At 43.7% G+C, this 26,349-nt stretch carries 24 protein-coding genes; 5 read left to right on the top strand and 19 right to left on the bottom strand.

The features are described 5' to 3' along the window. Positions 1-55: 55 nt before the first annotated feature. The 5 genes from HN980_05355 to HN980_05335 all read right to left on the bottom strand — a co-directional run bounded on the left by HN980_05355 (position 56) and on the right by HN980_05335 (position 7,742). Positions 56-772 (bottom strand): hypothetical protein, encoded by a 717-nt coding sequence (locus HN980_05355; protein ID MBT6928902.1) that lies wholly within the window; start codon positions 770-772, stop codon positions 56-58. A 9-nt stretch (positions 773-781) separates the two neighbouring features. Continuing rightward, entirely contained in the window at positions 782-1,420 is a 639-nt protein-coding gene (locus HN980_05350; protein ID MBT6928901.1) for a hypothetical protein, read from the bottom strand. 9 nt (positions 1,421-1,429) lie between these two features. Then, positions 1,430-2,068 carry a hypothetical protein gene (locus HN980_05345; GenBank protein MBT6928900.1) on the bottom strand — a complete coding sequence of 213 codons (639 nt, stop codon included), beginning with the start codon at positions 2,066-2,068 and terminating at the stop codon, positions 1,430-1,432. Positions 2,069-2,081: 13 nt separating this feature from the next. Then, positions 2,082-7,193, bottom strand: coding sequence for an RHS repeat protein (locus HN980_05340; protein ID MBT6928899.1), 5,112 nt, complete (start codon positions 7,191-7,193; stop codon positions 2,082-2,084). A 237-nt stretch (positions 7,194-7,430) separates the two neighbouring features. Continuing rightward, complete coding sequence (locus HN980_05335) at positions 7,431-7,742, bottom strand: hypothetical protein (protein ID MBT6928898.1); 312 nt, start codon at positions 7,740-7,742, stop codon at positions 7,431-7,433. 357 nt (positions 7,743-8,099) lie between these two features. Here HN980_05335 and HN980_05330 point away from each other — a divergent pair, with 357 nt between their 5' ends. Next, entirely contained in the window at positions 8,100-9,458 is a 1,359-nt protein-coding gene (locus HN980_05330) for a hypothetical protein (protein MBT6928897.1), read from the top strand. A gap of 189 nt (positions 9,459-9,647) precedes the next feature. On the opposite strand, the gene HN980_05325 is transcribed toward HN980_05330, so the two are convergent. The 5 genes from HN980_05325 to HN980_05305 all read right to left on the bottom strand — a co-directional run bounded on the left by HN980_05325 (position 9,648) and on the right by HN980_05305 (position 16,018). Continuing rightward, entirely contained in the window at positions 9,648-10,022 is a 375-nt protein-coding gene (locus HN980_05325; protein ID MBT6928896.1) for a hypothetical protein, read from the bottom strand. 318 nt (positions 10,023-10,340) lie between these two features. Further along, positions 10,341-13,400 carry an efflux RND transporter permease subunit gene (locus HN980_05320; GenBank protein ID MBT6928895.1) on the bottom strand — a complete coding sequence of 1,020 codons (3,060 nt, stop codon included), beginning with the start codon at positions 13,398-13,400 and terminating at the stop codon, positions 10,341-10,343. A gap of 2 nt (positions 13,401-13,402) precedes the next feature. Next, positions 13,403-14,068: a hypothetical protein gene (locus tag HN980_05315; GenBank protein ID MBT6928894.1), complete on the bottom strand. Its 666-nt coding sequence runs from the start codon at positions 14,066-14,068 to the stop codon at positions 13,403-13,405. Beyond that, positions 14,052-15,383, bottom strand: a complete 1,332-nt coding sequence (locus HN980_05310; protein MBT6928893.1) for a TolC family protein — start codon at positions 15,381-15,383, stop codon at positions 14,052-14,054. The genes HN980_05315 and HN980_05310 overlap by 17 nt, the downstream gene beginning before the upstream one ends. Further along, the gene (locus HN980_05305) at positions 15,362-16,018 is read right to left on the bottom strand and encodes a TetR/AcrR family transcriptional regulator (protein MBT6928892.1); all 657 of its coding nucleotides are present in this window, start codon (positions 16,016-16,018) and stop codon (positions 15,362-15,364) included. The genes HN980_05310 and HN980_05305 overlap by 22 nt, the downstream gene beginning before the upstream one ends. A gap of 222 nt (positions 16,019-16,240) precedes the next feature. Between HN980_05305 and HN980_05300 the strand changes: the two genes are divergently transcribed. The 3 genes from HN980_05300 (at position 16,241) to HN980_05290 (ending at position 17,948) form a co-directional block, all read left to right on the top strand. Further along, complete coding sequence (locus HN980_05300; GenBank protein MBT6928891.1) at positions 16,241-17,050, top strand: MBL fold metallo-hydrolase; 810 nt, start codon at positions 16,241-16,243, stop codon at positions 17,048-17,050. 213 nt (positions 17,051-17,263) lie between these two features. Further along, positions 17,264-17,698: a hypothetical protein gene (locus HN980_05295; protein ID MBT6928890.1), complete on the top strand. Its 435-nt coding sequence runs from the start codon at positions 17,264-17,266 to the stop codon at positions 17,696-17,698. Position 17,699: 1 nt separating this feature from the next. Further along, positions 17,700-17,948, top strand: a complete 249-nt coding sequence (locus HN980_05290; GenBank protein MBT6928889.1) for a hypothetical protein — start codon at positions 17,700-17,702, stop codon at positions 17,946-17,948. Between the two features lie 79 nt (positions 17,949-18,027). Here the strand turns inward: HN980_05290 and HN980_05285 are convergent, their stop codons facing one another. The 9 genes from HN980_05285 to HN980_05245 form a co-directional block, all read right to left on the bottom strand. Next, entirely contained in the window at positions 18,028-18,654 is a 627-nt protein-coding gene (locus HN980_05285; protein MBT6928888.1) for a ribonuclease HII, read from the bottom strand. After that, positions 18,641-19,075, bottom strand: a complete 435-nt coding sequence (gene rplS, locus HN980_05280; GenBank protein ID MBT6928887.1) for a 50S ribosomal protein L19 — start codon at positions 19,073-19,075, stop codon at positions 18,641-18,643. Before rplS ends, HN980_05285 begins: the two co-directional genes overlap by 14 nt. 17 nt (positions 19,076-19,092) lie before the next feature. After that, positions 19,093-19,767 carry a tRNA (guanosine(37)-N1)-methyltransferase TrmD gene (gene trmD, locus HN980_05275; GenBank protein MBT6928886.1) on the bottom strand — a complete coding sequence of 225 codons (675 nt, stop codon included), beginning with the start codon at positions 19,765-19,767 and terminating at the stop codon, positions 19,093-19,095. A 30-nt stretch (positions 19,768-19,797) separates the two neighbouring features. Then, on the bottom strand, positions 19,798-20,133 hold the full coding sequence (rpsP, locus tag HN980_05270) for a 30S ribosomal protein S16 (protein MBT6928885.1): 336 nt from the start codon (positions 20,131-20,133) through the stop codon (positions 19,798-19,800). Next, positions 20,133-21,458, bottom strand: a complete 1,326-nt coding sequence (gene ffh / locus HN980_05265; GenBank protein ID MBT6928884.1) for a signal recognition particle protein — start codon at positions 21,456-21,458, stop codon at positions 20,133-20,135. The genes rpsP and ffh overlap by 1 nt, the downstream gene beginning before the upstream one ends. A 208-nt stretch (positions 21,459-21,666) precedes the next feature. Further along, positions 21,667-22,884: a hypothetical protein gene (locus HN980_05260; GenBank protein ID MBT6928883.1), complete on the bottom strand. Its 1,218-nt coding sequence runs from the start codon at positions 22,882-22,884 to the stop codon at positions 21,667-21,669. A gap of 79 nt (positions 22,885-22,963) precedes the next feature. Beyond that, complete coding sequence (gene prmC, locus HN980_05255; protein ID MBT6928882.1) at positions 22,964-23,812, bottom strand: peptide chain release factor N(5)-glutamine methyltransferase; 849 nt, start codon at positions 23,810-23,812, stop codon at positions 22,964-22,966. Next, positions 23,809-24,879 carry a peptide chain release factor 1 gene (gene prfA, locus HN980_05250; protein MBT6928881.1) on the bottom strand — a complete coding sequence of 357 codons (1,071 nt, stop codon included), beginning with the start codon at positions 24,877-24,879 and terminating at the stop codon, positions 23,809-23,811. The genes prmC and prfA overlap by 4 nt, the downstream gene beginning before the upstream one ends. Positions 24,880-25,062: 183 nt before the next feature. After that, entirely contained in the window at positions 25,063-25,347 is a 285-nt protein-coding gene (locus HN980_05245) for a type B 50S ribosomal protein L31 (protein MBT6928880.1), read from the bottom strand. Positions 25,348-25,492: 145 nt separating this feature from the next. Here HN980_05245 and HN980_05240 point away from each other — a divergent pair. Then, positions 25,493-26,349: rhomboid family intramembrane serine protease (locus HN980_05240; GenBank protein ID MBT6928879.1), on the top strand; the 857-nt coding region annotated here is incomplete at its 3' end.

Raw genomic sequence — 26,349 nt, 5'->3', positions numbered from 1 at the left:
CTGTCGTGTCTGGATTATCAGCTCCCCGAATGTCTGAATGTTCGGCCTGACCATATCATTTTAATGGCTCTGGCAAAACAACATCTTGCGGAGATATAGGAAAGATCGTCGCAACATCAATATTCGCTTTTTCACAAGCCTCTTCAAGAAATTCTTCACTTTTTATTTCGTCATCTTCTTCTAAATCAAAGTACATGATATTGCCGTTGCACAGAAAAACTAATGGAACACAATCATAACGAGAAGCATTCTCATCATCGTTAAAGATTATGAGAAAAGAAATAAACTCCGCAAAATATGTGGGTTTCCCAGGATATTGTTTGAACGCTTCATTAGCATCTTTAAAATCTGCAATAAGATTGAGAATAAGCATCCTCAATTCCTCTACTGTAAATAGGCGGTTCGTTCTAAAGTATGAGCCAAGCTTGCCCGTTTCTTTAAAATATTCTTCTATATTGCTCTCGGATTTCATTTCATATTTTTTATAAACATGCTCTGTAAATTTTTTGTAGAATTCATTAATATCTATGTCGGCATCTTTGTAATAAGCTTTTGCTCTCTCTTCTATTTCTTCAAACTCTTTGTGCATCTCATCCATAGCCCCTATGCCCTCCTTACAAAAAGCTTCAATATCACCATCTGCTCTGGCAAACGCTTCCTCGATTTCCTTCATAGCGGCATCACCCTTCTTACTAAAGGCTTCATAATCAGCATATTTATCGGCATAGAGCGTTGAAAATAAAAGTGGTAGACATAACAGTAAATATTTCATAAGTTCACCTTATTCCTTTTGGGTAGTGGGATTGTCGTTTTTTTCACTTTTGAGAAAGCGGCCTGTATCATCATATAGCGAATATATCGGAGATATGGTCGCAGGGTCTATACCAGCCTTTTCACACGCCTCTTCAAGGGATTCTTTGATTTCTTCCTTCCCTTGAACTATTTTGATTAAATCGCTAAACCTGTAGCAAAGAAAACCCTTCTCTGAAGTAGCATTGGAAACTTCATCATGAGGAGGTAGTTTGTCCCCGTCACAAAGACCTATCATAATAGTGATACGATCCGCTGGAAATGGATATTCAACGAGGAGCGGCCTGATTTTTTCGTTGTTGTTTATCGCCTCTTGAAAATCTGCAAGTAACGCTAGTACAAGAGGCCGCAATTCATCAACGGAAATCATGCGCTTCATGCCGAATGCCCCGCCTAAGAAGTCTATTTTTTCAGGAAAGTGATATAGGTCTGCTAGATACAGTAAATGATATTTTTCGCATAGGCGTTCTACACATTCCTCATAAATTTCGTTGATAACTTTATCGCTCTCCTGACGATTATCTGGTGTGCGAAAATGATAATATTCATCGTTTGCATAAAGCATATGGGACGAAAAGAATAAACACAGGAACAACAGTAAATATTTCATGATTTCGTCTTATTTCTTTTTGGTAGTGGGGTTATCATTTTTTTCCGTTTTAAGAAAGCGGCCTGTATCATCATATAATGAATATATCGGGGATATCGTCGCAACATCGATGCCAGCCTTTTCACATGCCTCTTCGAATGGTTCTTGGATTTTTTTATCCTCGAAAATAGATTTCTTTGGATCAGAATAGCAATATGAAATATGATCTCGAGATGAAAAAGCAAGAGAAATTTCATCAGGTGACGGTCTTTTATTTCCATCGTAAATTCTTAGCATAATAGTGATGCGATCGGCAGCAAATGGATATTCTGCGAGAAATGGTCTGATTTTTTCATTTCTGTTTATAGTATCTTGAAAGTCTGCAAGAAGTTTAAGGATGAGAATGCGCAATTCATCCACAGCAAGTAGCCGCTTGACGCCAAATACTCCGCCGAGAGATTGAATCTGCCCCGGGAAGCCCCCCATGTCGCCTTCGCACTTCAAATCATATTGCTTGCATACACGCTCTGCATACTCTCTAAACATCTCGTTGATGAGCTTATTACCTTCTTTATAATGCTCGGGATCACGACCAAAATAGGAATTATCACTCGCATAGAGCGTTAAAAATAATAAAGAACAACATAAGGAAAGCAGTAAATATTTCATAGAAAAACCTTTTTTATTTATTATAGCGATAAAACTTATATTTAGCATCAAAATGTTTTATCATATCACTAGTAGCTTCTTGATATGTCGACCCAAGATACGCATGATCTGCATAGCCAAGCAAATTATGTTCAGACCACGATGAAATACATTCAACGAAACGAATATCATAGTCATTAGGATCTTTGTTTCTACCGGCGCCCCCTGTAATATTGTCTTTCTCAGAATATATGTTTATCGCTTCATAAGCGGAAGATCTGGGAACTGGCTCGGCAGGGCCAAAAGCAGCAACCAAAGCATGTTTTTTGACAAGATTTTGCTGTTCGAGAGTCATCCCATTAAAAGCATTGCAGTATATCAAGCCTGCTTCGCTGTGGAGGATTTTTAAAAAATAGGTGTTATCTCCCACTCTCTCACACAGACGTGCATTAAAAAGAATTTCCGTTCTCATCATAATGACTATCGGAGTATCATATCCCTGACCTTCAACGAACACCCTGTTTAGATCCGTTTTAAGACCTTCTGTTGCGTTGAAGAGCCCCATCATGAACACGTCGTTATGAAAAATATTATTTACACTTTTAATCGATGATGTAAAATCGTGTGGTTTATTACCAATACCGTTGGTTAAAGACGTCAAGAGAATCTCGCCTTCATTTGAGAATTCCAAGGCCGCAGAGAAAAACTTTTGTAGTTCATATGACTTTGCTTGAGCAATTTCTGTAGCGCTGCTACGCAGGTAGTGTACATCATCATTGTTGACTATGAGATGTTGCATAACAAGGCCTAAAGAACTAACCTGCTCTTCAAATGTACCTGCATTCATCATAGAGCTCATATCGAATGAAAAAGTGACTCGGAAGCTTGCGGCTCCAACATATGGAGATTCAATACAAATAGGAGTTTCATAAAGCCCCCACTGGTCGAGGCGGTTGACGGGATTGCTGAGGACATAACCATAGCGGTTTGAGCCATCAATATTCCCTGCAGGGTCTGGAGTAAGCCAGCGCTTTAGAGTAGTATCATAGAAACGATGTCTGAAACAAACTAGGCCTCCCTCTTCATGGCGTTTGGAAGAAAAACGCCACGGCGACAGTGGGTCGGATATATCACATTGCCCATAAGCATTCATATCATACGTCTGCACTACATCTTTTTCATCGAGAGAGGACAGAGCGATTAAGTTTCCTCTAAGATCATGGACTGGAACATAAACCTCTCCACGAAGCTCAAGAGCAACAGCAGCACCACTTTCACTGTTAATGCCATCACCAAGGACGCGAAGTTGTATGATAGTGCCTTCTGCATCGACAGCGCCGATCTCCGAATCGTGATCGCAGATGAAATATATCACCCCTTCGCTCGTTGTCTTAGACTGCATACGACCAAAAGGGTCGTAAGTATATGTTATGGTATCATTAGGACCTGCTATCGTGGCAAGGCGGTCTAAAGCGTCGTAGCTGAAAGACAGGTCTTCTCTCGTAAGGAGGTTCCCGTTCAAATCATAGGAAAGATCCTCCCTCTGAAGCTGGTTGAGGTCGTCGACAGGGATCTCCGCAGGGTTCCCAATAGAATCGTATTGATACTCTTCTTCGTCTTCCTTAACAAGAAACGAAAGAAGGTTGTGTTCATAGTCCTTGAAACCTATCAACGAAGAAGTAACCGTTTCGATTTCACCGTTGAGGTTGAATGTCTGTGAAATTTCATGAGATGACGAGCGTTGTAAGAACGGGCGGTCAAGAATGTCATATGAAGTGCTCTTAGCGCCCATATCACCGATAAGCTGCTCTTCGGCGATGTGGCCATGTTCGTTGAAAGAAAGATATCTGTGGGAATATGTCGGCCGTGAGACCTCCGACAGATGAGAGCCTTCATAAGAATACTCTATGAGGGTATCGTCGGGAAGTTTTAGCGATAATGGACGCCCCACAGCATCGTACGTCCACTGAAGGACAAGACCGCATCCGTTTGCTTCGAAGATGAGATTTCCCTCTTTGTCGTAAGAACAATGATGCGTTGTTCCTGCAACAATATCTTCTATACGCGTCGGCTGCATGCCTTCGTCATAGGAATAACGATATTGTACCGAACCATCAGACGAACGTAGTTCCGTCACCCTACCAAGATAGTCGTATGAAGACATAATCTCTACGCCGTCAGGCTTCTTACGTAAGATTTCACGCCCTATAGAATCATAAGAATATGACGTCGTCCTTTGGTCTGCCTCTGTTTTAGAAATAAGCCTATGCATACTATCATAGACAAAGCACGTAGAAATTGTCCTAGGCGGCGCATCATCCTTGAAAATCGTGACGACAGACATAGCCATATTACTAGAACGGTCGTAAAAAAGCTCTTCTTTGTGAAGAACCTGTTTTTCGAGGTCTTTCTTTTCTATCTTTATTACGCGAGACAGGGTGTCATAGGTTTCAACGAGGCTCATACCATTAGGCATCGTCGTTGTCGTACGCAGAACGTTTTGTCCCAAACCGTTGCAGTAGTTGTCTTCGTATGAGGTCGTTGTTTTAGCGCCAAGAGGGTCGATATGTAAGACTTTCCTTCCGCGTCCATCATATTCGACTTCGTCGACAGCGTCGCCACGAACGACACGGAAGATTTTATCATAATATGTGTTATGAAATATCGTATGGTCTTCGACGTTGCCATTAGGCTGCTCTATCCATTCTTCGGTCTTTCTTCCTGCCAAGTCGGTACTCTGTGTATGCGTTATTCCGCTAGAAACATCAAAAGTCGACAGTAGATATCCTCTGGAATCATAAGAGAATTGTAAGCGATGATCTCCACACTGTTCTGCTGTCTTCCTTCCTGCACGGTCATAGGAGTATACTGTTTTTTGTCCTTCGATGTCTGTATGCGACAGCATGTGAAAAGTATTGTATTCCCAGCTTTCACGAACAAGACAAATGCCTTCGGGAGAGAAGGTTTCTTGTGCGATAACATGTTGAAGGATATCATAGGTAAAACGTGTTTCCAAGCCATCGTCAGTAATAGTTTTTTCTCGCAAACCATTAGGAAGATAGGTGTTTCTGGTGACGGTGCCATCAGGATGGTTTATTGTTATAGGGCCACCGAGGGCATTGAAACTCGTCTCGACAACACTGTTATCAGCGCCATATAACTTTATGGCGTTACCCTGCTCGTCGAAAGCATTTTTAAGGACTGGAGAATATATGTTTCCATTTTCATCAAGGATGTCAGGGGCTCTTGTTTCAATACAATTACCGAAAGCATCATAGGTGTTTTCTGTTATATTACCATGTTCGTCAGTAATAGAAATCGGACGCCCTTGAGTGTCGTAATGCGTCGACACCGCACGTCTGTCTCCTTCCATATCATATTCTTCGGAGAAGATACACCTTCCAGCGAGATCGTAGTAGTAGCGTCTTGAAAATGGTTTTCCTGCTTTTTGTTCGAAGATCAAGCGTCCAAAGTCATCATATTCATATAAGCTCTCACGCCCTAGCGGATCTGTTTTCCTGGATATGTTTCCTCGAGAGTCATAATCCGTATGGAGTGAATATAAAAATATGCCATCGCTATCGTAAACATCTTCACGGACAACTTTATTTTCGGTGTTGTAAGAAATTTTCCGCGTCGACAAAGGAATTTCTTTGCCATCCCAATACAGTTCTTGGATGGTTATGGGTAGAAAGTTTTCTTCCGAGCGGGAAATTCTACATATTTTACGCTCGGAGACGCCACTAAAATCATCGATGCCTTTGGCATCGCCGTCGTCGGAGATTTCAGCGACGCATAGATTGTTGTCGTCATATACAAAAAAATAGCGCTGGAAGGTGCCTTCGGGGCCGGCGATAAGTTTCTTTGAAATCAGATCGGTTCCTTGAAGATATTCGAAAGTTGATATAAGCCCGGAGTCTTCGGTTTCTTTGAGAAGCATGTTTCTGCCATCGGAAGAATAAGAAAAACTTTTGCTGTATGTGGTATCTAAGGAATCGTCATGAAAGATGTCTTCGGTAACATTACCAAGATCGTCATAGGAAAACTCACGAGAGAAAATACAATCCCCGGAGGCAGAAAAAAGCGCCTTTTCTTTAAGATTAGCGCCTTCCCACGTTAAATGCTGGCTAGAAAAAAGCTCGTCGTTTTCTTTATAATTATCGACCTTAGCAAGGCGAGAATCTTTGTCGAAATGGTGTGTTGTGAGCATCCCCGCAGCGTCACGACTTTCGGTCTTGCCATCTTGATAGGAGAAAGTGCGGAATGGTACAGAGGGTTTGTCTTTTTCGATGAAAAGCTCCATCGACGAAATGCGTGTTTCTCCGGGGTTGTAATCGACATGAAAGACAGGCTGACCATCAACAGAGATTTCTTGAGGTAAAAGGCTTTCTTTACCTTCGTGATAAGATATCTGTATTTTCGGCCGTTCTGGGATAGAAACGGTATCTAAAAAAACTTTGTGTTTGTGTTTTATAAAGTGATAGGTGGCTTGCTGACCGTCGCTAGTATCGACAACGACGTCGTCACCATCATACGAAAATTTCGCCCATGCATATTCTATCGCTCCCGAACAGTTTTTTGTGCTAACGCGGGCGAGACGCCTCTGTCCATCATATTCATAGTGCCGCTGATTGCCGTTTGGCAATACTTCCATCGTTAAATGAAGGTCTCTCTCAGTGCAGGAATCTGAGTTTAGGCGATATGCTCGGAATCCTCCGTCAGGCAAAGTAACGCGCACTGAATGGCCACCAGGATTAAAAGTAGCGCAATTATTGAGAGGATTATTCCGTGCTGAAAGATTATTTTCTGAAGTGTTTGTTAAGCCTGGGATATTTTGTGGACAGCAATCAAACGATGCTGAGCGATTCCATAGATAATAAAGGGCAAGACCGCTAGGTTCACAAGCGAAAAATTCTATGTTATTCGAGCTTAATCCTATCTTTGCTTTAAGGTGGGGGAAGAAGACATCAGCTTTTTCAGTGCCTTGATATGAATGTTCGATGATCAAGGGTTCGATAGCATCGACAACGAGATCCGTTTGTTTGTAGTTAATGGAGCCAGTGGAGATGTTGACATTGTCGAGAATTGTATTGGGGTCAGCAGCATAACAATTACAGAAGAACAATAGAGAAATAAACCATTTCATAGCAAGCTCCGATTATTTTGTGCGAAGCAGAGATTATGCTATTAATCACATTATGATAAAGGAAAAAGTGTCGATCGATATTTTTAAAAAACGGCTCAGAAGCACTCAAGAGCGTAATAAAAATTTTATTACTCTTTTTTAATATGAAACATGTTACTTTTTATTTCGTCGTCTTGTCACCATATATCCGCGACGATTTATCTACTAATTTAGTAGCTTTTAGTAGATTTTGACATTTCAATTATCGGCAGATATGAAATAAAAGGTTTTTCCTTTTTTGATTTGTTTCAGATATCCCTTATCTGCCAGCTCTAGAAGGTCTGTCCTTGCCGTCTGATAAGATATATGATTTGTCGTCTGGTGAGCCTTTATAGAAAAAACCTCAGAAGGATGCTTCATAGCATGAAAAAGTAACGCCGATTGACGAATATTCAACTCGGGATCAAAGGTCATCAGCCCTTGCCGAAATTTTTTGCTTTTTTCTGCCTCTTCACGAATTTGATCTTTAAGCTCTTGTATCGCCTCGGTGATTACCTTTATGTTGACCATATCAAAGAATCTACTAATTTTACTAAAATTAGTAGGTTTTGACACATTTTACGAAGAATTTCGCATGAAAAGCGGGCATTTTCGCCCAATTATCTACTAATTTAGTAGATTTTAGTACATTTTGACATTTGGGGAATATCTATATTCATCATTGCCTGCCACAGGCAATGATGAGAAGTGTGCCCGCTGCGCGCTCTGCGCAGTGGGCGCTCTCTGTGAAAAACTCTGTGCGTCCTCTGCGATCTCCGTGGTAAAATCCTATTCCGAGCTCCGAACTCTTAATAAACTTCACTTGACTTTCTCTTTAAAATCACGATTATATACGATAAGCGCATTTATATAAGTGGAGGTTAAGCAATGCCAATACCAGAAATAGAAGGACAAGGTATAACTAGACCAGGGTCGACACCATCCCGCCAATCAAAAACTGGCAAAATGGGTGATCAGCAAATAGTACGTTATAATCCAAGGATTATACAACAAGCGCCTGTAAAAAAAATTGCCACCATTTTTCAGGCAATCATTTCCCATCAGCTTCGCCGATCACTTGAAGCAGAAAAATACGCCCTTCAACATTTGCGCCAATATAGTGAAGGAAAGATATTTGTTCTTTTGGGGAACTCTACAGCGGGGAAGTCATCGATAATACGCCAGCTAAGGAAGGAAGCTCCTGAATGGGAAGAATCTGGCATGGACATAGACTTTCCATTACAAGACGCGGAAACAGCGCGAGCAGAGTTTCCAGAACTATACGCGAAAATAATTTTGGCAACAGAGCCTGTAGATATTGGCCGTGCGATAAGAATAGGCCTTGAACCGCATTGGAAGCCTGATATTTCGGAAGAGACGCTAAGGGACGCTAAAGAAGCTCTCGGTGAGCTTAAAACGATGATGGACCCGGCATCACGAGATGCTAATTTGGTTCGAAATCAGACTCCAGAACTATATTCTCGTATGGCTCAAGCAATGGAACACCAAGATATTGCTTGTGCACTATTTGCTAATAGAGTGCGTTGGAAGCCGGACATTACAAAAGAAGTGCTAAAAGATGCACAAGAAGCCTTGAAAGCGGCAAAAAAGGAAAAATATGATATCAAGCGTGAAGAAGAGTACACAAGAAAAATGGATGAGGCTGTTATTGAACAATCAAGAGAAGGGACGTCGGTCATTTTTGATCCTTATGATGAAGAGGCGTTCTTAGCGCGCATGGTAGAAAAAAACAACTATGCTCCACTAAAAATAGGCTTGGCCTATTGCCCATTTCATATTTTGGGAGAACGCGTAAGGCAGCGGAATATAAAGGCACTCGCTAGTGGTCATAAAGAAGAGTATCGCATGGCGCTAGACCCTCTCGAGGGATTTTGTGACTTTTACAAGCCTGCAGAGCCTGGAGACACCGTTATTGATACGCTTCATAGGGAAGAGATAGAATCGGCGTTTGAGGATGCTTTCAAGCAACAAGCAGAGTTTTTGCTAGAAAAAGCCTCAGAACACCCGCCACATCCTCCGCTTCTTCCTTCTGGCGACGAGCGTTATTCTAGCTTTATGCAAGATCATGATAAGACAAAAAAAGAAATTATGACGAAATTAGGTTTTTCGGAAGCGAGTGTTACAGAAGTAAACATTACAACAAGCCGCAAGACAATCGACTATTTATTTAATACTCATGTTATGAAGCCACATGAATCATCAGCGATCATTCGAGCATGGAAGTGATGTAGTACAAGGTCAGTACATCATTGTCTGCCACAGACAATGATGAGAAGTGCGTCCGCTGCGCGCTCTGCGCAGTGGGCGCTCTCCGTGAAAACTCTGTGGTTCCTCTGTGATCTCTGTGGTAAAATCCTATTCCGAACCTCGATCAACGTTCGTCTTAATAACCAACTGATTTTGAGGATGTTTTTATTATGCTTGCGCTTGTATATCCGTAATTTGTGAAGACCAACCCGACAAAATTCTAAATCTATCCCATTTGAACTCTATCTGCCTTCCTTTGTCCTTAAGAACATCTTCTATTATTTTTTCCTTACGCGCATCTGCACGATTTTTGAGAAGAACGCCGATTACTACGCCTACATTTAAAGCGCATACTATCGCAAAAGTACCAGATAAAACCGCAAAGCTTTTCAACGCAATCGCGGTAACAACCGCCAATCCTGCTTCAAGCCCGATAAGCGATTCAGTCCTAAACTCTTTACTCTCCTTAATTTTCAGATAGCGATCTCTTAATTTATTTTCAGAAAGATCCTTCACCGATTCTCTAAATGCTTCAATTCTCATACTAAACCTCATTTAAATTAAATTTAAGCCTATATTATAACTTATAACCAGTTTTAATGCAATAAAAAAAAGACTACATAGTATTGCTGTTTTATTTTTTAAAAACATATACCGCCTAAAAAATCTACTACTTTAATAGATTTTAGTACATTTTACATTTGGGGAATATATCACCTGAACATGACAATATTTATGTTCATCATTGCCTGCCGCAGGCAATGATGAGAAGTGCGTCCGCTGCGCGCTCTGCGCAGTGGGCGCTCTCCGTGAAAACTCTGTGATTCCTCTGTGATCTCCGTGGTAAAGTCCTATTCCGAACTACTCAGCCGATTTCGGCTCGGCTGATTTTTTCATGAAGAATGTTTTCACTCTATATGCGTACCAGAAAGCTATTGGTGTGAAGAGGAAGGTGAATATCACCGATGCTATCATCCCGCCGATCATCACTGTTGCCATCGACGACTTGGTGAGCATCACCGACCACAGTTGTGGGACGACTCCTAGTATTATCGCTATCGACGTCATTATTATCGGCTTGAAACGTTGTTCTACGCCATACCACAAGGCATCTATGACGGGAGTCCCCTCTTTTATTTTTATTAGCGTATAGTCTAGTAGTAGTATGGAGTTATTGACGACGAGCCCTACGAGCATCACCATCCCTAGCATCGACGCAATATTTATCGTCTCTCCCATGAAAAACAGCGCGTAGAAAACCCCTGAGAACGACGTCGCCACCGACAATGCTATAGGGATAGGATATATCAGCGAGTTCATTATAGCGCTTAGGAGCATATACGTCATGATGACGGCGAGGATAAACGCCTTCGTTATCTCTCTTGACGATTCGTCCTGCATTTCAGCGTTCCCGACATAACGATATCCGTATCCTTCGTCGAACGTCATTGCAGAGAACTCTTCGTCGAGCACCGTCATAACGTATCCTGCTGTAGACTTTGCGAGGTCACCGTTTAGCTGTATGATACGCTGTCCTTCGCGGTGTTGTATCATCGGCATCGCCTTACGCCTTACAAGGTCTCCTAGCTCCGTTATAGGGCTCAGGCCTTTCCGTGATATTATCGTTATCTGTTCGATGTCGTCGAAATCTTCGAGGTATCTGTCGTCGAGTTTCACGTTGATAGTATAGTCTTCGCCAGCTTCTTTGTAGCTATTTGTATCGTCGCCATATATCGACGCTCTTATTACGCTACCGATTTCAATGCCACGGAGTCCGCTTTCAAGGAGAAGCTTTTGGTCTGGGATGAAGCGTATCTCGTTTTTTGGCGTCTTATACGACGATGTTACGGACCTAAAGAATCCGCTATCTTCCATATATTCTTTCATCATAGCGCTTTTTGCTAGGAGCTCATCGATATCGTCGCCGTAGATGTCGATGGAGACGTCGCTGCCATGCATCGACGACATCCCACGTTTTATCGCTATATTAGCGTCGGGGATCATAGCGACGAAGGGTACGAGTTCATCGATGACATCCATATCGCTTCTTTCACGTTCTTCCGAAGGCTCTAGGTTTACTACGACCTCGCCATTCTCGACGCCGCTTTTACCGACATACGACAGGTACGATGTAACTTCTGCGATTTTGGAGACTTTATCTTCGACGTTTTTAACTACATCGAGGGTACGTTCTAGTGTAGACCCTTGGGGCATCTCTATAGAGACGACGATCATATCTTCGTCGGAGCTTGGCTGGAAATCGCTTCCGATATATGGTACTACGATTTTTATCGATAAGAGTATACAAACTACTGCGACGACAACGGTCTTATGATAACGGAACATCACCTTGAAGATGATATGGTATTCCTTCTGAAGCCACTGCACACAGCGGTCTGTGATATTCACGAAGAGATATAGAGGATTCCAACGTTTTTTCTTCGTCGTTGTTTTCTTGCGAAGCAGAAGTCCACACAGCATCGGCGTCAGCGTAAAAGACACTATCAAGGAGAATATCGTTACATATATCACGGTAAGGCCGAAAGAGCGCATAAACTGTCCGACGATACCTCCCATGAAAGCTATTGGCGCGAAGACGACGAGGTTCGTCCCTGTAGAGGCGAATATCGCTACCGACACTTCTTTCGTCGCAGCTATTACGGCATCGACGGGGTCTTCGCCTTTCTGTACGTGTTTCAAGCAGTTTTCTATTATTACTATGGCGTTGGCGATAAGCGTCCCTAGTGCTGTCGCTATAGCTAGCAGCGTCAGGAAGTTTATCGTGAAACCCGAGACGTCTACGAGGAATATCGCCGACACTATTGATATAGGGATAACTATCGAGGCGATAAATGTCGTAATTGCGCTTCCTGTGAAGAAATATAGTATCACTATCGTCAAAATTATTCCGAGGATGATAGCCCATTCTGTATCTGTTGTTTCTTCTACGATAAACGTCGTTGTATCTGACGACACTGTTATCGTTATATCTTCGGGGATGATGCCTTCGAGTTTTGCGAGCTTCTTATGAACTTCTTTGGCGATCTCTATAGCGTTGCCGTCGGAGACTTTCTTCAAAGACATCCCTACAGAGTTCTCTCCGTTATGCCGTGCTCGTGTTGCCACCTTCTTAGCGCCGTCATATACTGTTGCTATATCTTTAAGTGCTACGGCGCCGCCGTCTCTCGAGACGATAAGCATCTCGGAAATTTCGGTGATATCTTCGAACTCTCCGATGAAACGTAGGTTTAGGGAATAGTCCCCTTTTTCAAGAAGGCCTCCTGGAATATTTTTATTTTTAGCTTTTACGCTGGCGATGACGTCGCGGATGTCGACATAGTTCTTCTGCATAAGGAAAGGATCGAGGTCTACGTGTATCTGCCTTTCTTCTCCGCCGTAAAGGCCTATATTTGCTACGCCTTTTATCGAAGAGAACTGGTCGACAAGTTTCTTGTCGACGAACTCGTACAAAGCCCTTTCGTCTCTGGTATCGCTCATAACAACGAGGTCCATCACAGACTCAACGAGTGGGTCGAATTTCTCTATGACGGGCTTCATCATCTCAGTAGGAAGGTCGTTGAGGAGAGCTTCTACTTTGTCTTTTACTTCGATGAACTTAATGTTTATATCTGAAGACAGCAGGAACTCAACAAAGACATATCCGAAGTTATCGTGCGACTGACTTTGTATATTCTTTATCTCTGAGAGTTCGGCGATAGCGTCTTCTATCTTGTTGATCACCGACGTCTCCATCTCCAGCGGTGTCGCTCCGGGATATATCACCGAAACCGTCACTATTGGGAAGTCGATCTTCGGCGTCCTTTCGATACGCAAGTTATATGCTGCTACGATTCCTAGGACGATGAATATCGAAACGAACATTATCGTAGTAATAGGGTTTTTAACGAAAAATTTTATCATAGCTATCTCTGTTGTTGTATATTGACATTATCACCATCGTCGAGCTTCGAGAACCCTTCTACTACGAGGAATTCTCCGATGTCGAGGCCTCCTAGAATTTCTGCGCCGTAGCCGTTACGGCCTCCTACTGTTATAGCACGTCTTTCTGCTATGCCGTCATCGACGACCCATACTAGCACTTTACCGTCTACCGTCTCTGTAACCTCGTTGGGGATACATATACTATCTTCTAGGATTTCTATCGTTATATCTGCGATATATCGCCGCCCAGGGAGTCTCTTAGCGCCTTCATATGTTATCGTCACGGAATACATCCCTGTATCCATATCGATATCATCGCCGACGGCGCTGACGGTGCCTTTAACAGACCCTTCGAGTAAGACGTCCTGTCCAGCGACGATATCACGCTGCATGCTTTTGGGAACATACCCTACGAGCGTCCCTTCTGTATCTGGCGTCACCGTTACCTTCATATACATATTAGTGTCTTTCCTAACGACTTCTTCAACGACGACGGGCTTACCATGGCGTTCCCACTCGTCGAAAGAGCTTGTTATCTCTTTTTCTCGCCCTGTCGTTATCGTCTGCATCTTTATAATGACGAGAATAACGAACGTTATTGCTAGGGCGAGGTAAACAAAAAATCTTTTCTTATCGGATATAATCATCGGCGGCTCCTGTAAACATCTCTATCTTTGCGCGTAGGACGCTGACTTTGAATAGCGTCATCTCGCTTTTTAATTTCTGGTTTGTGAGCATAAACTCGGCGTCGTTGAGGTCTGTCACTGATATCTGCCCTGATGCGAAGAGGTCTTGGCTAAGGATAAACGTCTCTTCTGCGAGGTGTACTGCCTGCTCGTTAGAAGGTATACTCTTCAGGAGCTCCTCATATTCTATTATAGACTTTTCAAGCTCAAGAGTAAGGTCTTTGCGCATCTTCTGCGCAGAAAGGACGGCATTCTCTTTGTCGAGACGTGCCTGCGAAAGCTGCTGCTTCCTTTTTCCTCCCGAAAATATCGGTATAGAAACGCTAACACCAACATCGCCATAGTTCCCCATATCTCCTACGATATAATATTTGCTGCTGTTTCCGGCATGCTTCAGGCTGACAAACGCCGACACCGTAGGAAGGTATTCTGCTTCCTTGCCTTTCACTGCTTCTTCATACAACGAAATCGTCTCATACAAAGCTTTAAGCGTAGGATATGACGTATCCAGAGCATTATACAGGGATTCTTTGTCGATGTCGCCATTGTCATAACGGTATCCTTCGAGGAACTCCATCTCGCTACCTTTTCCGACGTCGAGATGTGTCTTCAGTGTCTCCATCGCCGACGAAAATTCCGCGTTGGCGTTGTTCACTACGGGAACGCGTGCTGCGAGGTCTGCCATAATCTTTATGTTGTCATGCTTAGAAACGCGGCCTTTCTCGGAGCGTTTTTTCAGGATGTCATTGTTCTGCGAAGCGCGGTGGTACGACTCCTGAACGAGGTCGAGGGTCCTCTTCGCGAAGTACGCATTGAAATACATTACCTTCGTAGCATATATTATGTCGTTCTTAACGCCTTCACGGACGAATACCGTCACCTCTTTGCCTTTCTCCGCAGCGCCTATCGCCGCTGACACCTTCCCAAACGTCGTTATTATCTGCGTAGCGGTGACGCCAGCGCTGAAAGTATAGTCTCTTACTGATGCTGTGGAGGAGATGTTAGGATACAGGTAGTGCTTCTGCCATGCCACAGAGCCATCGACGCTAGGATACAACATAGAACACGCCTCGGAATGCTGGGAGTCTTTCTTGGCGATGTCGTTATCTTTTATGCGTAACGCCTCGCTGGCGTCTAACGCAAAAATTATAGCCGTCTCAACGTCAAGAGAAACAATATCCTTTTCTTCCTCGGCGTATATCGCTGTCGTTGCTACTAAGAAAATAAGTACAACGCTAAACAATTTCAATATCTTCATTTTTTTAATGCTTTCCATAATAATTTTAACTGCTTCTGATAATATTTTTTCAACATGGCAAAACGCCCCTCTTCAATAGACATAGGAACTCCCGCCATTATAACATTCAAAGACAACGCCGCATCGTCAACAGAAGCCCTCGGAGGCAACTCTTCATTCTTCTTAGCATCACGAAGAAGCCCACAGAAAACGCCGTGTAGCGACTCCGCAGCGATGATATCGTCATACGACACCTCAGGGGCGATATAACATACCTCTGCGGGGGTAAGCGTCCTCTTCTGACGCCTCTCATAGTTCCTGATAAACAAAGAACTCAGCTCGTATAAGACATTAGCATTAGAAACACCTTCAGCAAGAACGTCGAAGATAGTATTGATACGCTGCAAAGCGCTGTATCGCGAGCCTAGACCTTTAAGGTGTGCTATTATCTTAACGAAAGATATCTCTCTATAATAAAAGATGACGTCTGACTTCTTAGGGAAATAATTGTAAAACGTCCCCTCGGAAATCTCGGCGGCAACACATACTTCCTTAATAATGACGTCCTCGAACTTCGAAGTCTCAAGCTGCTTGATAAAAGCATCGGCAACAGCAAGCTTCTGCTTGGCTTTCTTCATCTCGCGATGCTGTAATACCACCTCTTTCTTCGTCATATATACAATTATCTCCTGTTGCAACAAAATATAGCTTACATCATTTTTATAGTCAACTACAGAAATTTCTTTGATAAAGTGTTACCTATGTTGGTGAACTGGACCTGTTTCTTCCTCTCTGTGTCCTCCGTGGCTCTGTGGTAAAAGTCCTATTCCTAACTTTTATATGGCGTGTTTTTCGGCTTTCATATACATTATATATCACTGAAAACGGAAGGTATTATGATAGGATTTTGTCCCCTTGCATCGGGCTCTAAAGGCAACAGCGTATTCCTCGGCACCGAGAACTCTAAGATCCTCATCGATGCGGGCTTAAGCGGAAAAGCCACGAAAGCTCGTCTTGCTGAGATCGGCGTCGACATTGCCGACCTCGATGCCATTCTTATCACCCACGAACACGGCGACCATGTCAAAGGCCTTCGTATTATGGCATATCGCATGGGCATCCCTGTTTTTGCCAACAGCGACACGGCACGAAGCATCTGCGACATGTTCAGCGCCGTTGCGAAGTTCACGATATTCACCACCGGCGACACCTTCGAATTCCGCGACCTTGAGATCCATCCCTTCAGCATACAGCACGACACCGTCGACCCTGTAGGCTTCACGATAACCACCAACGACATCAAGATAGGGTTCTGTACTGACCTCGGCTTCGCTTCTTCGTTAGTAAAAAACCGCCTGCAAAACTGCGACTATCTTTATATCGAAGCGAACCACGACCCTGACATGGTCCATGCCTCACCGCGGCCTTTCATATACAAACAGCGCGTCCTAAGCCGTAGCGGACACCTCTCCAACGAAGCCTGTGGCAACCTACTCCTAGACGTCTACCACGAAGACCTGAAACACGTACACCTTGCGCACCTTTCCGACGAATGCAACTCCCCCGAGAAGGCCCTCACCACCATCAACGAAATCCTCGGCGAAAAAACCTCTACCTTCGATATCTCCATAGCATACCAAAACAGCATAAGCAACGCTTGTGGAGCGCTGCCACACACCACGCAAAAGGTGCTGTGCACCTCTTAGTGGAGGAGCTCCGCGCCCTCCACACCTCCCGCGACAAAGGGAAATATCCCTTTGTAAACCCACGACAAAGCAAAAAGCGAAGACAGAAACTGTCTTCGCTTTTTGCTTTGTCTCTGCCATCATCACAATCGGAAACGATGGAGATGAGAAGCATCAAATTTTAGGTAGATAATTATTTAGCGAAAAGGTTATCTCTAGGAAGAGGTAATATCTATGAGCAGAATATATTCGGTTTTTTTAGGAATAGGTTTAATTTTTATTTTGGGTTGTTCGCAGCAGCAAGAAACAGTGCCACCATCGCCAGTACCTTTCCCAGAAAATGACTATCTAGAAAATGTTATAGCTTCCGAAGATATATCGGAAGGACAAGGTATTGTTAAGGAATTCTCCATGATAGCGAAACAATGGGAGTTCGTTCCTGAGATAATAGAGGTAAATAAAGGCGATACTGTAAGGATAACAGTAACGAGTACCGATGTCGCCCATAGTTTTTCATTGCCTTCTTTCAATATTAATGAACGGTTAAACCCTGACGAGCCAGTAACGATAGAATTCGTTGCTGATAAAGTAGGGACATTCCCATTTAGGTGCAATGTCTTTTGCGGCTCAGGACATAGTGCAATGGCAGGAACAATGGTGGTACAATAATATGACAACAGACTTTTTAATAGCGGCTAAGGCCGCTTACATATTAGGATGGGTGAACATTTTTTCTCTTATCGTGATTCTATTTTCTTGCAGGTGCATCTTAGGATTAAGAATTGAAAAGCTCAGCAAGTCAAAACTTTATATGCGTTTCTACAGATACCACTGCTATTACTGGTGGGTATTTATCATCTCAGTGGCGCTGCATGCTATACTAGCAATAACGGCCTTTGGCAATCCATTTAGCGGATAACTTTGGCAGCAAAGTGCAGTAGCACTTTGTCGCCTACTTGGGGAGTCCAGAGGCGGATACCGCCTTTGGCGCGGGTTTTTTAAGGGGCGCGGAGCCCCTTAAATGTCATGCGGTGTATTGGTGTGGGGCCGTATTCGTGTAGGCATGCGACGTGTGTTTTTGTTGGGTATCCTTTATGTTTATCGAAGGAGTATTGTGGGTATTGTTTATGGTATTCGAGCATTATGTTGTCGCGCGTTTCTTTAGCGATTATCGATGCTGCTGCTATTGAGTATGACAGCGTGTCGCCTTTTATTATCTTCTGTGTAGGTATTGTTTTGTGTGGAAGGGAGAGACCGTCGACGAGGATATATTGTGGTGGTATTTTTAGGGCATCGACGGCGTTGATCATCGCCAATATTGTTGCTTGGAAGATATTTATTTCGTCGATGATTTCGGGTTCTATTATACCGACGCCGTAGGAGATATTTGGGTTTGCGATGAGGAGATCGTATAGGGCTTTACGTTTTTTTGGCGACAGCTTCTTTGAGTCGTCGAGCCCTTCGATGTAGTGTTGTGGGGGTATTATACAGGCTGCAGCAACGACAGGGCCTGCCAGAGGCCCTCGTCCTGCTTCGTCGACGCCGGCGATGATGTTATATCCTTGCCGTTCAGCGTCGCGCTCATATTGTGAGAGTTCGTCGTAACGCTTATTATTCTTTGGCATCAACAGTAGTTTCTTCTACTGATACTGCCTCTACGGCTTCATCTTTTTTCGTCGTTGTTTTCTTGCGACGTCCTTCCATGAGGCCTTTAACTTTCGATGCTTTACCGTATGAACCACGTAGGTGATAAAGTTTACTTCTACGCACTTTACCTTTACGTGTGACTTCGATTTTCGCGATACGTGGGCTATTGATGAGGAATAATCTCTCCATGCCTTCGCCGTAGGCGATACGGTGGATAGACACTGTCTCCGAAAGCCCTCTACCTTTACGTGCTATTACTGTACCTGTGAAGATCTGCTTACGTTCTTTAGCGCCTTCTATGATACGGTAATGTACGCTTATGGTATCTCCGACGTTAAATTCTGGGATATCATCACGAAGCTGTTCTTTCTCTATAGATTCTATTAATATATTTTTCATTGTTATTTTCTCCTATATTATCTCTTTTCTGTGAGGTCCGGACGCACTGTTTTTGTTTTTTTTAGTGCTTCTTCGTGTCTCCACTTTTCTATGTCTTTATGGTTGCCGCTGAGGAGGACTTCTGGGACGTTATTCCCTTCGAACTCTGGCGGCCTCGTATAATGTGGGCAGTCGAGGATTCCGTTTTCGAAAGAATCTTCTTCTGCAGAATCTTCATCGCCGAGAAATCCCGGGATATACCGTGCCATAGCGTCGATAACGACGATAGCCGCTGGGCATCCGCTTGTTACGACGTAGTCTCCAATGCTTATCTCTTCGTCGACGATGGCGCCGAGTGCTCTTTCGTCGATACCTTCGTAGTGTCCACACAGAAACACGAGGTGTTCTTTTGTGGAGAGTTCACGTGCCATCGCTGGTGTCAGCGTCTTCCCTTGTGGCGAGAGGTATATCACCGTACTTTCTGGTGTTTTAACACTTCTCACTGCCTCGACGACGGGTTTCGCCATAAGGACCATCCCTGGTCCTCCGCCGTAGGGTCTATCATCGACGCGGTTATGTTTATTATCGGCATAATCGCGAATATTGGTATGTCGAATATCGAGGATACCATTATTGCGAGCACGTTTTATCATACTCTCATCGAAGGGCCCGGCGAAGTACTCCGGGAACAGTGATACGATATCGATCTGCATCGTTCCGCCCCACAAATACTGCGTAGAGTTCTACGCTGTTGTTTTACTCTTGCGCGCCTTACGTTTAGCTCTAAGGGTCTCGCGGCGTGCTACAGCTTTCTGCTTACGCTCTTTGATAACCTCTGGTGCTACTTTAGCGATAAGGTGTTCTACCTTCTCTGTAGGCTGTGCTCCTGCTTCCAGCCAATGTTTTACGCGTTCGACATCGATAGAGAGGATTTTATCATCTTCTTTTTCGATAGGATTATACCATCCTATCACCTCGACGTGTCTTCCGTCGCGTGGTGATTCCGAGTTTGCTACTACTATGCGATAAAACGGACGATTTCTTCTTCCCTGTCTACGCATTCTGATTTTCAAAGCCATTATACAGCTCCTCCCATCTTTTTTTCTAATTGTTTCATATTATGTGGCATATTCTTAAAAAATTGTTTCGCTCTTTTAAACGACTTTCTCAATCTATTTATGTCGTCTATTTTCGTGCCGCTGCCACGTGCAACGCGTCGTCTTCTACTAATTCCGAGGTCTACCTTCCCGCGTCGTTCTTCTTTTGTCATAGCGAGGATCATCGCTTCGACTTTTCGGAACTCATCTTCTGGTATATCTACATCTTTCATCGCTCCCATTCCTGGAAGCATCTTCATAATACTTTTCAGCGACCCCATTTTCTTTACGGTCTGTATCTGCTTGAGGTAATCTTCGTAGGTGAATGTCGCCTTACGAAGTTTCTCCTCGAGTTTCCCTGATTCTTTCTCGTCAAAGTGCTGTTGAGCTTTCTTTACTAGGTTTATTGTGTCGCCCATACCAAGGATACGGTCGGCCATCGACTCTGGGTTAAAGATCTGCAGGTCTTCGACGTTTTCGCCTATGCCTTCGAATTTAAGAGGTTTTTTTGTCACCTCTGTTATCGATATTGCTGCTCCGCCGCGGGTATTCCCGTCGAGCATGGTGAGTATCGTTCCGGTCATCTCTACACGGGCGTCGAACTCTGCTGCTGTCGTTACGGCGTCTTGTCCTGTTGCTGCGTTAGCGACGAACAGCACCTCGTTAGGTGTTATCGCCTTTTTTATTGCGGCGAGTTCTTCCATAAGCTCTTCATCGACGTGCAGCCTTCCTGCGGTGTCGACGATAACGACGTCGTGGCCATTTTTCTTGGCGTATGCTACTGCTTCTTTGGCGACCTTTACTGGTTTCTTCTGTCCTTCTATAGCGAAGACGTCGATACCGACGTGTTTCCCTAGTGTTTTCAGCTGTTCTACAGCGGCGGGCCGTTGCAGGTCGCATGCTACTAATAGCGGTCTCTTCTTATACTCGTCGCCTTGTAGCATATGTGCTATTTTCGCACATTGTGTCGTCTTTCCAGACCCTTGCAATCCGCAGACCATCATCACTGCCGGCTTGCCTTTAACGTCGATCGTCGGCTCTTCGCCGCCCATCAGTGCGACGAGTTCGTCGTGGACGACTTTTATAAACTGTTCGCCGGGCTTAACGGACTTCATAACGGCATCGCCGAGAGCTTTTTCTTTAACTCTTTTTATGAAGTTCTTCGTCACGCTGTAGTTGACGTCGGCTTCGAGGAGCGCGAGGCGCACCTGTCTTACGGCGTCGGTGATATTATCTTCGGACAGCTTATTTTTCCCTGCTATTGCAGCAAATACACTCCCGAATTTCTCTGTTACAGCTCCAAACATCGAACCTTTTCAAATCCTACAAATACAAAGAAGACATTCTACTATGAAAAGCTTTCTTTTTCAAGAGAATTAATATCAATTATCAGTGATTAATGAGTTCGGAGCTTTTTATAGCGTATAGGAAGAGCGAATGGCAAAAATTAACGTATAGTAAGAGCGTAGAGCGTATAGGATAGGATTAGGATTTTACCACGGAAACGCGGACTAGTCAGGGATTTAATCTTGCATACAGCTCCTCTAAAGTTATAACTCTGGGTTGTTTGTAAACTCTTAACTTTTCTATAGCTATTTTTTTAACATCTTCGCTGACGACCTCGCTGTCAGAAGAAGCAAAATACTTTAATACCAAAAAAGTATTATCATGAAAAAAGTCGCTAAGATCACTATCCACCTCAGCCTCAGCATAATAAATATCGGCAAGTCCAACAAGCTCCACAAGAGTCTGCCTGCGAGCTTCTTCGCTGACAAAATATTTGTCAGAATGAGTGGCGGTATATAATGCATTCGAAGCGGTGCCGAGAAGGATGGAGTAAGGCTCTTTGGATCTCAAGAATCCAACAAGCTTTTTTAGAGCCCTCGTTCTATCAGTCTTTTCACCGTAACGAACAACCCGTTTTAATCCCAAAATAGCCTCTTGACGAAAAAAAACTTCACCACCCTCACCCGTCAAAATATCACCCATCACAATCTCACCAAAAGTATCGATAAGCCCACAAAGCACTGCTAGTGCCTGCGCACGAGCTTCTTCGCTGTCAGAAGTGGAAGAAATATAACTATTTAATTCCTTACTAGCCTTTCTGCGAAGATTGGGGCCAAGAGACTTACACCTCACAAAGCCATCAAGCTTTTCTAGTGCCCTTGTTCTATGAACTATGTTGTCTGAAGAAACAATGAAACCTAATGACAAAATAGCAATAATGCAAATGTAGCTGTCACGCCCACTTATTCTCACAATCTCACACAAAGCATCGATAAGCCCACCAAGCACTGTTAGAGCACTCTCACGAAGGTCTTCGTTTTCGAGAAAGGAATCTTTAGAAGCAAAGAAATTTAATGAATACATAGCTTCTTGACGAAGTCCGTCGCCACGCTCCGCATCGCTCACAATCTCACGCAAAGTATCAAGAAGCTCATAAAAAGCTAGAGCCCCCACACGAACTATTTCGGTGCTAGAGCTGGAAAAAACAGCTGCACGTAATACGTAAATAGCTTTTTGACGAAGTTCGTCGTCAAGTTCCCGGCATCTCACAAATCCATCAAGCTCTTCTATAGCTTCCAAGCAGTCGGATATTCTGTCGGAAAAAAAATTTTCTCTTAATGAAGTAATATAATCTTTGGTGATCCTTTGCCTAACAAGGCCCCAATCAAAGTGGTCTGTGAAATATTTTATTAATTCTTCATTTACTGCAGGTAGTATAGGGCCCATAAATAAAACCTTTTAGATTGATTAAAAACTAATATCTTATATCTAAACGATATAAAAAGAAAAGAATTAATTGGTATAACTACGCTTTTTGTGCTGTGAAGAATCTATCGTTACCGGAGAGGTCTTTTGAAGAAATTGCGCCATGCCATTTAGTGCTCCCGAAGATATTTTCGAGGTGTTTTCCTTGTCCGGCGCCGATTTCCAGCCATATCAGTGCTTTGGGTTTTAAGATATTTGGAAGTTCTTGTTCTAGGCGTTCGTAATATTCCAGCCCTGTGCGTCCTGCTACCAGAGCGGATTTTGGCTCGTAATCGCGGACTCCTCTGTCGAGGTTGTTATATTCTTCTTCTGTGACGTATGGCGGGTTACATACGAGATAATCGGCTTTTATATCGCCTAAGGCTTCAGTAAGATCGCCTTCGCATAGTGCGACTGCTACGTCATTATTTGCGGCATTTTTCTTTGCCATTTCTAAGGCTTTTGGCTCTTTGTCGGAGAGTATGACGTCGAGTTTTGGAAACTTTTTCTTCAGCGCTATCCCTATACATCCTGATCCGCAGCACATATCGATTAGTGTTTTACCTTCGAGGTCTTCATTTTCTATGATTTTTGCTATGGCGTCGACGAGGAGTTCCGTCTCTGGTCTTGGGATAAGGACGTCGCTATTTACGGCGATTGTCGTTCCGTAGAATTCCACTGATCCTCGTATATGGTCGATGGGTTCGCCTTTGCCGCATCGTGTCAGCGTTGCACGGCAATGTTTCAGCTCTTCATCGGACAGTGGTCTATCGAAGTTCATATATATGTCGAGGCGTTTCATATCGAGTGCTGCTGCGAGAATTTCTTCTGCGTGGCGTCGTGGGTGGTTGATATTATTATCTTCGAGGTATGATATTGTGAGGTCGAGGACCTGTTGTACCGTCTTCATTCTTCACTCTGCAGTCTTTTCTGGTGGAAGTGGCTGACGAGGGCGTCGACGAAATCGTCGAGATCGCCATTCATAACATTTTCGAGGTTATATTTCGTGAGGTTTATTCTATGGTCGGTGATACGATTTTGCGAGAAATTGTAGGTACGGATTCTTTCTGACCTGTCGCCGGAGCCTATCTGTTGTGAGCGTGCGTTAGAGCGTTCCTTGTGTTGCTTCTCTCTTTCGGCATCGAGGAGTTTAGCTTTTAGTAGGCGCATAGCCTTATCTTTATTTTTATGCTGGCTTTTCTCTTCTTTGCATCCGGAAACGATGCCTGTAGGGATATGTGTTATCCTTACTGCGGAGTCTGTGGTGTTGACGTGTTGGCCGCCGGCGCCTGAAGCTCTCATGGTGTCGATACGCAGGTCTTTCTCGTCGATGACGATATCATCTTCTTCGTCGGGTTCTAGCATTATAGCTACCGTTATCGCAGAAGTATGGACGCGTCCTTGTGTCTCTGTTTCTGGGACGCGCTGCACGCGGTGTGTGCCTCCTTCGTATTGAAGTTTCCTGTGGACGCCTTTCCCTGAAAATACCATGACATATTCTTTATATCCGCCGGCTTCTGACGGAGAGCATGACAGCTGCTCGTATTTCCATTTCTGTTTGTCGGCGTATAGCATATACATCCGCACGCAGTCTCCAACGAATATCGCTGCTTCATCGCCGCCGGTTCCGGCGCGAAATTCTAAGATGGTGTTGTTATTGTCGTGGGGGTCTGGTGGGACGAGCAGGGTTTCGAGCTTATGGTTAAGAATTCCTAGAGAAGATTCTAGTGTAGTGATATCTTCGTTGATGATATCGAGGAATTCTTCGTCTTCTTCGCTTTTGGCAAGTTCTTTGTTGTCGGCGAGGCCTTTCGTCTCACTTTCTATCTGTTCCCACAGGTCTTTTATATCGGAAAGATAGGAGTGTTCTTGAGTAAGGGCTTTGTAACGTTTATTGTCGCTGAAGACCTCGGGGTCTCCCAAGATCTCTTCGACCTCAGCACAGCGGCCGAGAAGGCGTTGTATCTTCTCCTTCATAATACCAACTCCATAAAATATACCTGCAAATCCATCTCTATCTTTTTACGCAGAACATCACGCTCGATCTTGCTAACACACAAATGTTTACTGCGATCTCCGCGCGATGTTCTGCGCAAAAATCTTGGAGCCAATTTGCGAGTTTATTTCATGCCATTGGTATCAGCCCTGAGTGCTAAGCTTTTACTTTTCTTCTTGAACTTCTTCTGTTTTCTTCTTGCGAGACGATGTTTTTCCGTAGCGCTTCTTAAACTTGTCAATACGTCCTTCGGAGTCGACGAATTTCTGGTCTCCCGTGAAGAATGGGTGTGACGACGACGACACAGGAACGCGGAATACTGGGTATTCTTTGCCTTCGAATTCTTCTTTTTCTTTAGGTTGTAGTGTCGTACCGCATAGGAACTTATATCCCGTCGAAGAGTCGACGAAAAGAACTTGTTGATACTTAGGGTGTGTTTTTTTCTTCATAATATATCTTTTTTCTCCGGATATCGATATCTATAAGACTTACAACGATACATTCTTCTCCGATAAAAAACAAGGGTTTTTGATTATTGTTGAATAAATTTCTTTTTTGCTTCACCATAGCTGTATATCTACCGAAGGAGTATCTATGACATATCAACGATCGTATCATCTTGAGGGGGCGGCGTTCCCTTCTATTCTTAAGAAGCTTATCATCTTCACTGTAGCGATAAGTGTAATATCGGCATTTCTCGACCCTATTATCGTCTATTATTTCCCTGTTTTTGCTCCGCAAAGGTTGCTGAGTCTTTCGTTGTGGGGATTAGACCGTTATATGTTATGGCAGCCGTTGTCGTATATGCTCATCCATCCTGCGTCTTATGGGATATCGCTAGGATTTATCATACACCTACTGTTTAATATGCTGATATTAGGATTCGTTGGTGCGCGCGTTCTTGAGAGGATAGGAGCGCGGTCATTTCTTGTCTTATATTTCTCTAGCGGCGTCATCGCTGCCATTATTGCGTGGGGAGTCATGGCGCTCACCGGCAGCAGTATCTTCCTTGCGGGGTGTACGCCTTCGATATATGCAGTCCTTATCATGTGGATGCTTATTTTCCCTGAGGCTGAGATCCTTTTGTTCTTTATAATACCTATAAAGGTGAAATGGCTTATAACTGGGCTTCTTGGGGTGTATCTTCTTATAAGCGTCTCGCAGATGCAGTTCGTCACCTTGGCCTCTGTCGCTGTCGGCATTATCGTCGGATATGTTTATGGTATTGTAGCCTTCGACTTCAGGAGTCCTTTTTTAAGGTTCCGCAACTTCGAGACATCACTACACCGTAATGGCAAAAAGACTGCCAACATAATAAGGAGGATGCTGCCTTCGTTTCCGAGAAAAGGGAAGAAAGGTACTATCGTAGACTTCTCTACCGGCGAAGAGATCGACAAAGACGAAGTTTTCATGGACGCCATGCTTGAGAAGATCTCGAAAGATGGTGAAGG

Source organism: Waddliaceae bacterium (assembly GCA_018694295.1).
In the GTDB taxonomy this organism is placed as follows: Bacteria; Chlamydiota; Chlamydiia; order Chlamydiales; family JABHNK01; genus JABHNK01.
Note: the sequence above shows the minus strand (reverse complement) of the source record. Positions and strands in the feature narration are given on the sequence as shown.